General features: G+C 70.9%; 13 protein-coding genes. 6 read left to right on the top strand and 7 right to left on the bottom strand.

All coding sequences use genetic code 11. The annotated features are described in order from the left end of the window. Positions 1–120: 120 nt before the first annotated feature. Positions 121–1,797, bottom strand: a complete 1,677-nt coding sequence (locus E3T48_RS10415; protein ID WP_134523993.1) for a ribonuclease J — start codon at positions 1,795–1,797, stop codon at positions 121–123. A 28-nt stretch (positions 1,798–1,825) separates the two neighbouring features. Further along, positions 1,826–2,803 (bottom strand): 4-hydroxy-tetrahydrodipicolinate synthase, encoded by a 978-nt coding sequence (dapA, locus tag E3T48_RS10410; protein WP_134523992.1) that lies wholly within the window; start codon positions 2,801–2,803, stop codon positions 1,826–1,828. Positions 2,804–2,921: 118 nt separating this feature from the next. Here dapA and E3T48_RS10405 point away from each other — a divergent pair, with 118 nt between their 5' ends. The 4 genes from E3T48_RS10405 (at position 2,922) to E3T48_RS10390 (ending at position 5,290) form a co-directional block, all read left to right on the top strand. Continuing rightward, complete coding sequence (locus E3T48_RS10405; RefSeq protein ID WP_134523991.1) at positions 2,922–3,371, top strand: TlpA family protein disulfide reductase; 450 nt, start codon at positions 2,922–2,924, stop codon at positions 3,369–3,371. Beyond that, on the top strand, positions 3,352–3,873 hold the full coding sequence (locus E3T48_RS10400) for a DUF4395 family protein (protein WP_134523990.1): 522 nt from the start codon (positions 3,352–3,354) through the stop codon (positions 3,871–3,873). Before E3T48_RS10405 ends, E3T48_RS10400 begins: the two co-directional genes overlap by 20 nt. A gap of 85 nt (positions 3,874–3,958) precedes the next feature. Continuing rightward, positions 3,959–4,384, top strand: coding sequence for an OsmC family peroxiredoxin (locus E3T48_RS10395; protein ID WP_134523989.1), 426 nt, complete (start codon positions 3,959–3,961; stop codon positions 4,382–4,384). A gap of 15 nt (positions 4,385–4,399) precedes the next feature. Beyond that, positions 4,400–5,290 (top strand): TIGR01777 family oxidoreductase, encoded by an 891-nt coding sequence (locus tag E3T48_RS10390; protein WP_134523988.1) that lies wholly within the window; start codon positions 4,400–4,402, stop codon positions 5,288–5,290. 16 nt (positions 5,291–5,306) lie between these two features. On the opposite strand, the gene E3T48_RS10385 is transcribed toward E3T48_RS10390, so the two are convergent. Beyond that, complete coding sequence (locus E3T48_RS10385; RefSeq protein ID WP_134523987.1) at positions 5,307–5,768, bottom strand: hypothetical protein; 462 nt, start codon at positions 5,766–5,768, stop codon at positions 5,307–5,309. Then, the gene (dapB, locus tag E3T48_RS10380) at positions 5,765–6,637 is read right to left on the bottom strand and encodes a 4-hydroxy-tetrahydrodipicolinate reductase (protein WP_134523986.1); all 873 of its coding nucleotides are present in this window, start codon (positions 6,635–6,637) and stop codon (positions 5,765–5,767) included. The genes E3T48_RS10385 and dapB overlap by 4 nt, the downstream gene beginning before the upstream one ends. A 63-nt stretch (positions 6,638–6,700) precedes the next feature. Between dapB and E3T48_RS10375 the strand changes: the two genes are divergently transcribed. Further along, entirely contained in the window at positions 6,701–7,207 is a 507-nt protein-coding gene (locus E3T48_RS10375; RefSeq protein ID WP_134523985.1) for a GNAT family N-acetyltransferase, read from the top strand. 265 nt (positions 7,208–7,472) lie between these two features. On the opposite strand, the gene E3T48_RS10370 is transcribed toward E3T48_RS10375, so the two are convergent. From E3T48_RS10370 to E3T48_RS10360, 3 genes are all read right to left on the bottom strand, one after another. Continuing rightward, entirely contained in the window at positions 7,473–8,075 is a 603-nt protein-coding gene (locus E3T48_RS10370; RefSeq protein WP_134523984.1) for a histidine phosphatase family protein, read from the bottom strand. Positions 8,076–8,168: 93 nt separating this feature from the next. Further along, positions 8,169–9,524, bottom strand: a complete 1,356-nt coding sequence (locus tag E3T48_RS10365) for a M16 family metallopeptidase (protein WP_134523983.1) — start codon at positions 9,522–9,524, stop codon at positions 8,169–8,171. An 85-nt stretch (positions 9,525–9,609) separates the two neighbouring features. Beyond that, complete coding sequence (locus tag E3T48_RS10360) at positions 9,610–10,680, bottom strand: aldo/keto reductase (protein WP_134523982.1); 1,071 nt, start codon at positions 10,678–10,680, stop codon at positions 9,610–9,612. 206 nt (positions 10,681–10,886) lie between these two features. Here E3T48_RS10360 and E3T48_RS10355 point away from each other — a divergent pair, with 206 nt between their 5' ends. Beyond that, entirely contained in the window at positions 10,887–12,506 is a 1,620-nt protein-coding gene (locus E3T48_RS10355) for a peptide chain release factor 3 (RefSeq protein WP_134523981.1), read from the top strand. Positions 12,507–12,532: the final 26 nt, after the last annotated feature.

The raw sequence follows: 12,532 nt of genomic DNA, 5'->3' as shown, positions 1-12,532 counted from the left end.
TTTCGTTCGGGAGGTTCGGAAGGTTCGGAACGTTCGGGATGGAGCTTTTCGCGACACGCCGTGCCCGGCGCCCGCGAAACCCGCGGGTCGCGAATTTCTCCTGCCGGAGCGTCGCCGCGGCTACGCCTCGATCACCAGGGGGACGATCATCGGTCGGCGGCGGAAGGCCACGTTCACCCAGCGGCCGACCGTGCGCCGCACGATCTGCTGCAGGGCGTGCGTGTCGCGCACCCCGTTCTGCGCGGCCTCGGCCAGGGCGGCCTCGATCTTGGGCCGCACGGCGTCGAAGACGGAGTCGTCCTCGGCGAATCCCTTGGCGTGGATCTCCGGGCCGACGATGACCTTGCCGGTGGAGGCGTCGACCACGATGATGATCGAGATGAACCCCTCCTCGGCGAGCGTGCGGCGATCCTTGAGGTCGGCATCGGTGATCTCACCGACGGTCGACCCGTCGACGTAGACGTAGCCCAGGTCGAGCTGGCCGACCTTTCGCACCACGCCGGCGCGCAGGTCGAGCACGGTGCCGTCCTCGGCGAGGATCACGTTCGCGTCCGGCACCCCGGTCTCGACCGCGAGCTTGGCGTTGGCGACGAGGTGGCGGTACTCGCCGTGCACGGGCAGCACGTTCCTCGGCTTGAGGATGTTGTAGCAGTAGGTCAGTTCGCCGGCGGCGGCGTGCCCGGAGACGTGCACCTTGGCGTTGCCCTTGTGCACGACGGTGGCGCCGAGCTTGGTCAGCCCGTCGATGATCCGGTAGACCGCGTTCTCGTTGCCGGGGATCAGGCTGGAGGCGAGGATGACGGTGTCGCCGAGACCCACCTCGACCTGGTGGTCCATGTTCACCATCCGGCTGAGCACGGCCATCGGCTCGCCCTGCGACCCGGTGGACATATAGACGATCTTGTCGTCGGGGATGCTGCCGGCCTTCTTGAAATCGACCAGGACCCCCTCCGGCACCCGCAGGTAGCCGAGCTCGGCGGCGATGGTCATGTTGCGCACCATCGACCGGCCGAGCAGCGCCACCCGGCGGTCGTTCGCGTAGGCGGCGTCGAGCACCTGCTGCACCCGGTGCACGTGGCTGGAGAAGCTGGCGACGATCACCCGGCGCGGGGCGCGGGCGATGACGTCCTCGAGCACCGGCCCGATCAGGCGCTCGGACGGGGTGAAGCCGGGGACATCCGCGTTCGTCGAGTCGACGAGGAAGAGGTCGACGCCTTCGGTGCCGAGCCGGGCGAATTCGCGCAGGTCGGTCAGCCGGTGGTCGAGCGGGAGCTGGTCCATCTTGAAGTCACCGGTGTGCAGCACGGTGCCGGCGACGGTCTTGATCGCCACGGCGAGGGCGTCGGGGATCGAGTGGTTGACGGCGACGAACTCGAGGTTGAACGGGCCGAGGCGTTCCTTCTGGCCCTCCTTGACCTGCAGGGTGTACGGGGTGATCCGGTGTTCCTTGAGCTTCGCCTCGATGAACGCGAGGGTCAGCCCCGAACCGATCAGCGGGATGTCGCGGCGCAGTTTGAGCAGGTAGGGCACGGCGCCGATGTGGTCCTCGTGGCCGTGAGTGAGCACGACCCCGAGGATGTCGTCGAGGCGGTCCCTGATCGGGCTGAAGTCGGGCAGAATGAGGTCGACGCCCGGCTGGTGCTCCTCCGGGAACAGCACCCCGCAGTCGACGATGAGGATCTTGCCGTCGATCTCGAACGAGGTCATGTTCCGGCCGATCTCGCCGAGACCCCCGATCGGGATGACCCGCAGCGTGCCCGGTTCGAGTGGGGCCGGATCGTAGACGTCGATGGGCATGGGCCCTCCTAGGGGGTCGGTGGCGTGACTAGCGTGTTGTTCCGGCGATCCTGGGCAGCGCGCCGCCCGCGGCGGCGTTGCGGTCTGGGCGGAAGTTGGTGAAGTCGACCCCGGGGATGTTCTTGACCAGGTCGATCTCGTCCTCGATCTGGGCCGCCTCGAAGTCCTCCGGGCCGACCAGGGGCAGGCGCACCCGCGGGCTGCCGATCCGGCCGAGGCCGTGCAGGATGTACTTGACCGCGACGGTGCCGGGCACGTGGGTCATGCAGGCCCGCACGAGCGGTTCGAGCTGGCGGTGCGCGGCAGTGGCCGTCCTCAGGTCGCCGGCGTTGACGGCATCCACCATCTGGCGGTAGGGCGTGGCCGCGATGTTCGCGGTGACGCCGATCAGGCCGGTCGCGCCGATCGACAGGTGCGGCAGCACGTTCGGGTCGTCGCCGGAGAAGTAGAGCAGGTCGGTCTGGTTGAGCACCCGGCTGACCTGGGCCAGGTCGCCCTTGGCGTCTTTCACGGCGAGGATGTTCGGGTGCTTCGCGGCGCGAAGGATGGTCTCGTAGTTGATCGGGACGCCCGTGCGACCCGGGATGTCGTAGAGGATCACCGGCAGGTCGGTGGCGTCGGCGATCATCCGGAAGTGGGTGAGGATGCCCGACTGGGTGGGCTTGTTGTAGTACGGGGTGACGATCATGTTGCCGTCGGCGCCGGCCTTCTCGCTCTGGCGGGCGAGCTGCATGGCGTGCGCGGTCTCGTTGGACCCGCCGCCGGTGATGATCTTCGCGCGTCCGGCCGCGACGTCCTTTCCGACCTCGACCAGCCGGATCTTCTCCGGGTCGGTCAGGGTGGACGTCTCCCCGGTGGTGCCGCTGACCACGATGCCGTCGGCGCCGGCGGTGATCACGTCGTCGATGTGTTTCGCCACTCCCGCCCAGTCGACTTCGCCGTCGGCGGTGAAGGGAGTGACCAGGGCGACGAGGACCTGGCCGAAGGGGTTATAGGACGTAGTCACGGATTACAGGCTATCGGTCGCTGTGCCGGATCGCACGCGGGGCCGTTGCGGCCGGGCATCCGCCGTAATCTGTCGTCACACTCCCCCGGCCCCGTCGGCGCGCCCGTACCGTTGTGTCATGGACCCGATTCTCGCCCTCGGCAGTGTGTTGGCGCTCGTGGCCGCCGCGAGCGGCCTCGGGCTGGCCTGGCGCGCCCGACAGGGCCGCATCACCGACGTGGCGGACGCACCCGCGCTGACCCCGGCGGATGTCGCCAGCACCGTTTCGTTCGGCGCGGAGGCAACCCTGCTGCAGTTCTCCACGGAGCACTGCTCCCGCTGCCCCGGCACCCACCGGATGCTCGCCGCGGTGGCCCGGTCCCGGCCCGGCGTCGTGCACGTGGAGGTGGACCTCACCCATCGGGCCGACCTGGCCCGCCGGTTCCAGGTGTTGCAGACCCCGACCACGCTGATCCTCGACCGGGCGGGGCGGGTGCAGGCCCGGGTCGGCGGCACCCCGCACCGGGCCGGCATCATCGCCCACCTCGACGACCTCCCCGGGAGCCTCCATGTCACCCTCGCCCGCTGAACCAGGTCAGGCCGGAGCCGCGCCGGACGCTCCACGCACGCGCCGGCCGGACCTCGACCCGCGCGGCCCGCGGTTCGGCGCCGGGATCACGGCCGTGCTGCTGCTCGTGGTGGTCTTCCTGTCGCTGACCGGGGCATCCGTCGCCGCGCTCTCACTGCTCGCCGTGCTCGCCGCCCTGTTCGCCTGGGGCGCGTTCGCGGGTGCCGGCCGGCACCCCTGGGGTCTGCTGTTCAAGCGCGTCGTGCGGCCCAGGCTGAACCCGCCGCGTGAGCTGGAGAACCCGGCCCCGCCGACCTTCGCCCAGGGCGTCGGACTGCTGGTGACCCTCGTCGGGGTGCTGCTCGGCCTGGTCGGCCTGGCTCCGGCCGTGGGCATCGCTGCCGCAGCGGCGTTCGTCGCAGCGTTCCTCAACGCCGTGTTCGACTACTGCCTCGGCTGCCAGCTGTACCTGCTGCTGGTGCGTTCCGGCCTGCTCGGACGTGATCAGGCCACCATCAGGTAGCGGCCTCCCTGCCGATTCCCAGACTGGTCGGCCACCGCCCGAAGCCCCCATGGCTAGGCTGGGGGTTGACTCAGGAGGTAACACCATGGCATTGACCAGCGAAGCAACCACCGTCTGGACCGGCGATCTGAAGTCCGGCCAGGGCATCGTCTCCCTCGACTCATCGCACGCCGCCGAATTCCCGGTGACCTGGCAGGCCCGCTCGGTCGGCAGCCCCAACACCGTCAACCCGGAGGAACTCCTCGGAGCGGCGCACGCCTCCTGCTTCTCGATGACCCTGGCGAGCAGGCTCAGCGCCGCCGGACACGCGCCGGAGAGCATCCAGACCACTGCGGCCGTCACCTTCGAGACCGGGGTCGGAGTTGTCGGCAGCCATCTCCTCGTCAGCGCCAGCGTTCCCGGCCTGACCGAGGCGGAATTCGAGGCCTTCGCCGCGGACGCGAAGGCCGACTGCCCGATCTCCCAGGCGCTGGCCGGCATCCCGATCACGATCGAAGCCGAGCTGGCCTAGCCGGGCCGGGCGTTCATGCGAGTCCTGATCTCCGGCGCCTCCGGCCTGATCGGCACCGAGGTCTGCCGCCAGCTCGGCGCGGCGGGCCACACCGTCGCGCGCCTCGTGCGCCGCGACCCGCGGACGCCCAACGAGTTCCGCTGGAACCCGGCCGCGCTGACCCTGGACGAGGCCGCGCTCGGGCAAGTGGATGCGGTGATCAACCTGTCCGGCGCATCGCTCGCCCGCCTGCCGTGGACCTCCGGCTATCGCCGGCAGATCCTCGAATCGAGGGTGCAGGCCACGCGCACGCTGACGGACGCCATGCGGCGCAGCGCCCGACCGCCCGCCGTGCTGCTCAACGCCTCCGCGGTCGGCATCTACGGTGACCGTCCCGGCGAGGTGCTCACCGAAGAGTCCGCACCGGGCGCCGACTTCCTGGCCGGCGTCGTCGAGGCTTGGGAGGCCGAGGCCAGGCGCGCGCCGGAGCAGACCCGGGTGGTGACGTTCCGCACCGGGCTGGTCGTCGCCCGCGGCGGCGCGCTGCGACCGCTGCTGCCCCTGGTCCGCCTCGGCGTTGCCGGTCCGCTCGGCCGCGGCACCGCGCACTGGCCGTGGATCAGCCTGCACGACGAGGCCGCCGCGATCGTGCACCTGCTCGGTTCGACCCTCTCCGGCCCGGTGAACCTGGTCGGGCCGACCCCCGCGACCTCGAACGACGTGATCAAGGCCGTTGCCACGGCGCTGCACCGCCCGTTCAGGATCCCGGTGCCCGAGCTGGTGCTGACCCTCGCCCTGCAGGACGCCGCGCGCGCGCTGCTGCTCGCCGACCAGCAGGTCGATTCGGCCCTGCTGCAGAACGACGGGTTCGTCTTCGCCCATCACACCGCGGGCGAGGCCGTCGAGTGGATGCTCGCCCAGGCCTGACCGTTCGCAGCGGATGCTACCGGGGCGGAACGGCTGCCCCTTCGGAGCGTTCGAGTGTGATCGCGGTGCGGATGGCGCCGCGGGCCCGGCGACGATCACCCGACGCGTCGTAGGCCAGCCCGAGGCGGAACCAGGCCCGCCAGTCGCCGGGGGCGGCATCCACCTCCGCCTTGAAACGGGGGAACTCCGCATCGGCGGCGTCCCGGAGCGGTCGTCCGCTCGGACGGGTCGGCAGGTCTTCGACCGGAAGCCCGCCCTCGCTGTCGAGGCGGCGCACCAGGCGCTCTGAACGGCGGCCGAACCGGAGTTCGAGCACGAGCGCCCAGACCCCGATCAGCGGCAGGATGATCAGCGCCACTCCGATCAGGATGCCGACCGGGTCACCGCTCAGGACGAACAGGACCGCGCGCCAGCCGACGAGGACCAGGTAGAACGCGAGGAGCAGGGCCATCGGGACGACGGCCAGGCGGCCCTTCATTCGCCGGTCCCGGACTCGTCGCGACCGGGGCCATCGCGACCGGGGCCATCGGGACCGGGGCCATCGGGAACCGAGTCGTCGGGAACGGAGTCGTCGGGACCCGGCTCGGCCGGGGCATCCGGCCGGCCGGGCTCCCCGAGGCCGAGGTCCACGATCTGATCCAGTCCGACCGTCACGCCGCGGGCGGACACTGCCGCGGCGAGGGCGAGCAGGATGCCGCGCTCGTAGGCCGCAGCGGAGAGGGTGTTGTGGCTGATCGTGAGGGTCTCCCCCGTGCCGCCGAAGATGACGTCCTGGCGGGCGAGCAGCCCCTCCAGCCGGAGGCTGTGCACCGGGACGCTGGAGACCTGCTGGCCGCGGGCGCGCTGGTCGATGTGCGGGGCGGAGACCGGTCCGAGGCCGGCCCTGGCCCGCCCGATCAACTCGGCCGTGCGCACCGCGGTGCCCGACGGCGAGTCGACCTTGCCGGCCTGGTGCGCCTCGACGATCTCGATCGAATCGAAGAATCGGGCGACCATGGCCGAGAGCGCGGTGCCGATGACCGAGCCGATGGAGAAGTTGGGGATGATGACCACACCGGTGTCGTCGCGCCCGGCGACACGGCGGGCGAGGGCGTCGATCCGCTCCTGCGACCAGCCGGAGGTGCCGACGAGAACCCGGAGCCCGTTGTCGACGGCGAAGTCGACCACGCCCTGGCTGGCCCGGGGAACCGTGAGGTCGATCACGACGTCGGCGCCGAGCATCTCGGCCAGGTCGCTGGCGGAGTTCAGCCCGGCGACGAGTTCGTACCCGTCCGTCTTCTCGATCAGTGCGGCGACGAGGCGGCCCATCGTTCCCGTTACGCCGACGATGGCCACCCGTGTTGTCATGGGTCCAATCTACCAAGGGCGGCGGGCCCTTGCCGCAGCGACCGGGCGAAGTAGCCTTGACCCATGCCCGATTTCCCCGCCCCGGCCTTCAGCGACGTGTCGGTGACGGATGCCGGCTCGATCGTGCTGCTCACCCAGTACTTCAGCGACCGGGAGTCGAGCTTCCCGCCCGACCAGGGCGCCTACCGCACGACGTTCCCGACGCCGGACCAGTTCCTGCCGCCACGCGGGCTGTTCCTCCTGGTCAGCGAGCAGACCAGCGGACGGGAGCGGGCGTTCGTCGGCTGCGGCGGCATCCGCCGGATCGAGGATTCACCGGCGGGACGGGTGCGCTACGAGGTCAAGCACCTCTGGCTGCAGCGGCAGGTGCGCGGCCGAGGCTGGGGCAGGGCTCTGCTCGCCGAGCTGGAGCGGCGCTCGCTGGCCTTCGGCGCCGACGAGCTCGTGCTCGACACGAACGCGAGCCTGACGGCCGCCGGGGTGCTCTACGCGAGCGCCGGGTACGAGGATTGCGGGCCCTACAACACCAACCCGAACGCCACGAACTGGTACCGCAAGGCCCTCGCCTGACACCCGGCGGCCACGCACTCGGTGATTGAGTCTGTCGAAATCGCACCGACCGGGTCTCGACAGGCTCGACCACCGGGTCTCGACAGGCTCGACCACCGAGGCAGGCTCGACCGCCGGGGCGGGCTCGACCGCCGGGGCAGGCTCGGTGATTGAGCCTGTCGAAATCACACCGACCGGGTCTCGACAGGCTCGACCACCGGGGCCCGGCTCGACCACCGGGGCCCGGCTCGAGCGCCGGGGTGGGCTCGAGCGCCGGGGCAGGAGGCTAGAACAGGAGCGGGTCGGGCAGGCCGGTGCGGAGCTCCACGGGGAGGTGCCCGGTGTCGTTGTGGGTGACCATGGTCCAGGGCCGGCCCGGTTTCTGGTGCAGCACGGTCAGGCCGCAGTTGGCCTGGTTGATGCTGATCCAGCGCCAGTCCGGCGCGCCCAGCACCTCACGCACGAACCAGGCGATGACGAAGTTGTGGGTGATCAGCAGGTCGTGGTGATCGCCGCGCCTCGGCTGGAGGAACTCGGCGACGGCGTCCTCCATCTGGGCGCTCCCCGCCTCGATCTCCGCCTCGGTGACCGCCCCGAAGAACGGCGCGTAGGCCGACGGGGTCTCCGGCGCCTTGCCGGACGGGATGCAGTCGAAGAGCAGCGCCGACGGTTCGGGGGTGAGCGCGGGCAGGCGCTGGGCGATGATCTTCGCCGTCTCCGCGGCCCGCTGCAGCGGCGAATGGTACGCGGCCGTGAACGGCACCCCGCCGAGGCGCTCGGCGATCAGTTGCGCCTGGCGCTTGCCGCGCGCGGACAGCGGGCCGTCCGGCAGGCCGTGTTCGGCATCCTGCTGTTCACCGTGGCGCACGAGGTAGATGTAGTGGGGCAAGGTTCTTCTCTTTCGATTCACTTCCACCGGGCCAGGGAAGCCGACGGCCGGCGCAGGGTGCCGGCTTCCGCGCCGGGGTCGGTCAATGGGGAGTCAGGAGCGGATCGGGTCAGGCATGATTGCCGCGAAGGCGTCGGGTTCCAGCGCGCCGACGGCCGCGATCGACAGCGGGCCGGCGACCAGGTCGTAGGCCAGCTGCTGCACGTCCGCGGCGGTGACCAGCGCGAGGCGCCGGAGCGCCTCGTCGAGGTCGACGAACTCGCCGAGGGTGATCTCGGAGCGGCCCAGCCGGGACATCCGGGTGTCTGAGTCTTCGAGGGCGAGGGCGGATGCCCCGGACAGCTGGCCCGACGCCCGCTTCATCTCGTCGGCGGTGACGCCGTGCTCGGCGAGCCGGTGCAGCTCGCTGAGCATGAGCTCGGCAACCTGGCCGGCCTTCGCCGGCGTGCAGCCGGCGTACATGCCGAACAGCCCGGCGTCGGAGTAGCCCGGGGCGAAGGAATAGACCGAGTAGGCCAGGCCGCGCTTTTCCCGCACCTCCTGAAACAGTCGGGAGGACATGCCGCCGCCGAAGATGGAGTTCAGCACGCTCATGGTGACGCGACGGTCGTCGCTGGCGAGGAGACCGGGGAACCCCATCAGCAGGTTGGCCTGCTCGAGGGGTCGCGGCACGATCGTGAGCCGGGCACCCTGGCTGATGCTCGCCGGGTTGCCGGAGCGACGGCCGACGGGGGCTGCGTACTCGCTCAGGTCCCAGCCGGCCAGGGCCAGCGCGCGGGTGACTGCCGCGACGAGCACATCGTGGTCGACCGCCCCGGCCACCGTGACGACGAGGTCCTGGGGCCGGTAGTTGGCCCGGTAGTGCTCCTGCACGGCGGTGTGGGTGGCGTTGCGGATCGTGTCGGGGCTGCCTCCGATCGGCCGGCCGAGCGGATGGTCGCCCATCACGGCCTCGAAGAACCGTTCGTTCGCGACGTCGGACGGGTCGTCGTCTGCCATGGCCAGTTCTTCGAGGATCACGCCGCGTTCGTTCTCGAACTCGACCGGGTCGAGCAGCGACGAGGTGAGCATGTCGGTGAGCACTTCGACCGCCATCGCCAGGTCGCGGTCCTGCACCTTGGCGTAGTAGCAGGTGTATTCCTTGGCGGTCATGGCGTTGTGCTCGCCGCCGACGGAGTCGAAGGCGACCGCGATGTCCAGCGCGGTGCGCTTCGCCGTGCCCTTGAACAGGAGGTGCTCCAGGAAATGGGTCGACCCGAAGTGGCCGGGCTCCTCATCGCGGGAGCCGACCGCGACCCAGTAACCGATGGTCAGGCTGCGGCTGCCGGGCACATGCTCGCTGACGATGCGCACCCCGCTCGGGAGCACGCTGCGGCGCACGAGGGACTCCCCGGCCGCTCGGAAGGAGAGTTCGGCCAGGTCCAGGGGAAACTCAACGGCACCGTTCATATCTCCCCCACCCTACGTCACCGCGCCGACCCGGCGGAGGCCCGACTCGCGCCCGCGGGCGACCCGCTCCCCTGCGGGGCGCGCGCTACGCCGACACCCGGTCCAGGTCCACCATGTCGCCGCGGGTGAGACGGATGCCGGCGGCGGCCACGAGCGCCTCCACCTGGTCGGGGTGGCTGGCGCTGGCCACCGGGGCGAGGACCTGGCCGCGGGCGAGGAGCCAGGCGATCGCGATCGTCGCCGGGGCCACGGCGTGCTCCTCGGCGATGCGGTCGACGACCGCGAGCATCCGCAGGCCGGTGCGGGAGAGGTATTTGGCGGCGCGGGCCGCGCGGGTCGTCTTCTGCAGGTCGGCCTTCGACCGGTAGCGGCCGGCCAGGAAGCCGTGTGCGAGCGCGAAGTACGGCAGCACCGACATGCCCTGCGCCTGGGTGACCAGGGCAAGCGATGACTCGAACGGCGCACGGTGGAGCAGGCTGTACTGGGTCTGCAGCGCCGCGAACCTGGGCAGGCCGTTGGCGGCGAGCACCCGGGCCTCCATCAGCCGTTCGGCCGAGAAATTGGATGCGGCGAGGTAGCGCACCTGGCCGCTGCGGATGAGCACGTCGACGGCGCCGAGGCTCTCCTCCAGGGGAACGGTCGGGTCGTCGAAGTGGAAGTGCAGCAGGTCGATGTAGTCGGTGCCGAGCCGGTCGAGCGAGGCCTGCACGGCGCCGATGATGCTGCGCGACGACAGCCCGGGATTGTCCCGGTTCTTCCCGATCTTGGTGGCGATCACGGTGTGCTCGCGTGCGCCGCGGGACCGCAGCCAGTTCCCGACGATCACCTCGCTGCGCCCGGAGGTGTAGCTGTCGGCTGTGTCGAGGAAGTTGCCGCCGAGGTCGCGGTGCCGGTCGAGCACGCGGGCACTGGTCTCCCCGTCGGCCGTCCAGCCGAACACGCTCGTGCCGAGGGCGAGCGGGTGGACAGTGAGGTCGGTGTCGGCGATGGTGCGGCGCAGTGAACGCGGGGTCGGCAGGGACTGGACGGAGCCGGGGACCGGCACGGGAAGGGGGACGGGACGGGAAATGGCCGGCGGGCCCTGCAACGCTGCCGGTCCGGTGGGCGGCGCGCTCGCGGTCCGCGTGCCGTATCCGTGCGTGGCCGGTCGGGGCATCCGTCATTCCCTCCGCTCACTGCCGACAATAACCCCCACACCCACTCAGGCAAAGGACACGCCCGAACCGTTACCAAACCGTGGGGCCTCAACCGCGAAACGCCCCCGCTCGCGGGTCAAGTTAGAGTTGGAGGGGGACGATTTTGACCTGGCCGCCGCAGAGGCGTCGCCTCCGCCTGCCCGAATCGCCCGTGAAAGAAGGATCCATGACGCAGCCCACCGGCCTGTCCGCGCCCGAGGTACTGACCGAGGCTCGACGACGCCGCACGTTCGCCGTGATCTCCCACCCCGACGCGGGGAAGTCAACGCTCACCGAGGCGCTGCTACTGCACGCGCGCGCCATCACCACGGCCGGGGCCACCCACGGCAAGGCCGGCCGCCGTGGCACGGTGTCCGACTGGATGGCGATGGAGCAGGCTCGCGGCATCTCGGTGACGAGCGCGGCGATCCAGTTCGAGTATCGCGACGCCGTGATCAACCTCGTCGACACCCCCGGCCACGCCGACTTCTCCGAGGACACCTTCCGCGTGCTGTCGGCCGTCGACGCCGCCGTCATGCTCGTGGACGCGAGCAAGGGTCTCGAGGTGCAGACCATGAAACTCTTCGAGGTGTGCCGCCAGCGCAACCTCCCCGTGATCACCGTGATCAACAAGTGGGACCGCCCGGGCGCGGAGGCGCTCGACCTGATGGACGAGATCCGCCGGCGCACCGGCCTCATCCCCACTCCCCTGACCTGGCCGGTCGGGATCGCCGGGGACTTCCGCGGAGTGATCGACCGTTCCAGCCACGAGTTCGTGCGATTCACCCGAACCGCCGGCGGCGCGAAGGCCGCCGCTCCCGAACGGGTCAGCGCTGCCGTCGCCGCCGCCGACGAGGGCGACGCCTGGCTGACCGCGACCGAGGAGTCGGAGCTGCTCGCCGAGGAGAACCAGGACCACGACGAGGCCCGGTTCCTGGCCAACGAGACCACCCCGGTGCTCTTCGCCGCCGCCGTGCTGGGCTTCGGGGTGCAGCACATCCTCGACACGCTCGTCGACTTCGCTCCGGCCGCCGAGGCCCGCGAGGACGCCTCCGGCAGCCACCGGCCCGTCGGCAGCGCGTTCTCCGGCTTCGTCTTCAAGGTGCAGTCGGGCATGAACGCCTCGCACCGGGATCACGTCGCGTTCGTGCGCGTCTGCTCCGGCCAGTTCCGCCGCGGGATGATCGTCACCCACGCGGCCAGCGGGCGGCCGTTCGCCACGAAGTACGCGCAGCACCTGTTCGGTCGCGAACGCGAGGTGGCCGACGAGGCCTGGCCCGGCGACATCGTCGGCCTGGTCAACGCCTCGGCCCTGCGGGTGGGCGACTCGATCTTCGAGGGCGACCCGGTCGAGTACCCGCCGCTGCCGATGTTCGCCCCTGAGCACTTCCGGGTGGTGCGCTCGGCCGACACCAGCAAGCACAAGCAGTTCCGCCGCGGGATCGACCAGCTCGACCACGAGGGCGTCATCCAGGTGATGCGATCCGAGCTGCGCGGCGACCAGGCCCCCGTGCTCGGCGCGGTCGGCCCGATGCAGTTCGAGGTCGTCGAGGAGCGGATGACCCACGACTTCGGCGCCGCCATCCGTTCGGAGGCCCTGCCGTACCAGATCGCCAGGCGCACCGACCGGGAGAGCGCCGAGATCCTCGGCCACGACCGGCAGGTCGAGGTGCTGATGCGCTCGGACGGGACCCTCCTGGCGCTGTTCAGCACTGTCTGGCGGCTGCGCAACACGGTGCGCGACCACCCCGAGCTGCTGTTGGAAGACCTCGCCACGGGCAGCCCGGAGGTTGCCGCCGCCCACTGACCCCCGCTCCCGCGTGGCGAAGCGCA

It is taken from the genome of Cryobacterium fucosi (assembly GCF_004403515.1).
GTDB classification, from domain to species: domain Bacteria; phylum Actinomycetota; class Actinomycetes; order Actinomycetales; family Microbacteriaceae; genus Cryobacterium; species Cryobacterium fucosi.
This window is presented reverse-complemented; position numbering and strand designations above follow the sequence as displayed.

Coding starts and splice junctions, on each gene's coding strand:
- E3T48_RS10415 (WP_134523993.1), bottom strand. CDS start 1,797: ATGCCCATCGACGTCTACGATCCGGCCCCACTCGAACCGGGCACGCTG.
- E3T48_RS10405 (WP_134523991.1), top strand. CDS start 2,922: ATGGACCCGATTCTCGCCCTCGGCAGTGTGTTGGCGCTCGTGGCCGCC.
- E3T48_RS10400 (WP_134523990.1), top strand. CDS start 3,352: ATGTCACCCTCGCCCGCTGAACCAGGTCAGGCCGGAGCCGCGCCGGAC.
- E3T48_RS10395 (WP_134523989.1), top strand. CDS start 3,959: ATGGCATTGACCAGCGAAGCAACCACCGTCTGGACCGGCGATCTGAAG.
- E3T48_RS10390 (WP_134523988.1), top strand. CDS start 4,400: ATGCGAGTCCTGATCTCCGGCGCCTCCGGCCTGATCGGCACCGAGGTC.
- E3T48_RS10385 (WP_134523987.1), bottom strand. CDS start 5,768: ATGAAGGGCCGCCTGGCCGTCGTCCCGATGGCCCTGCTCCTCGCGTTC.
- dapB (WP_134523986.1), bottom strand. CDS start 6,637: ATGACAACACGGGTGGCCATCGTCGGCGTAACGGGAACGATGGGCCGC.
- E3T48_RS10375 (WP_134523985.1), top strand. CDS start 6,701: ATGCCCGATTTCCCCGCCCCGGCCTTCAGCGACGTGTCGGTGACGGAT.
- E3T48_RS10365 (WP_134523983.1), bottom strand. CDS start 9,524: ATGAACGGTGCCGTTGAGTTTCCCCTGGACCTGGCCGAACTCTCCTTC.
- E3T48_RS10360 (WP_134523982.1), bottom strand. CDS start 10,680: ATGCCCCGACCGGCCACGCACGGATACGGCACGCGGACCGCGAGCGCG.
- E3T48_RS10355 (WP_134523981.1), top strand. CDS start 10,887: ATGACGCAGCCCACCGGCCTGTCCGCGCCCGAGGTACTGACCGAGGCT.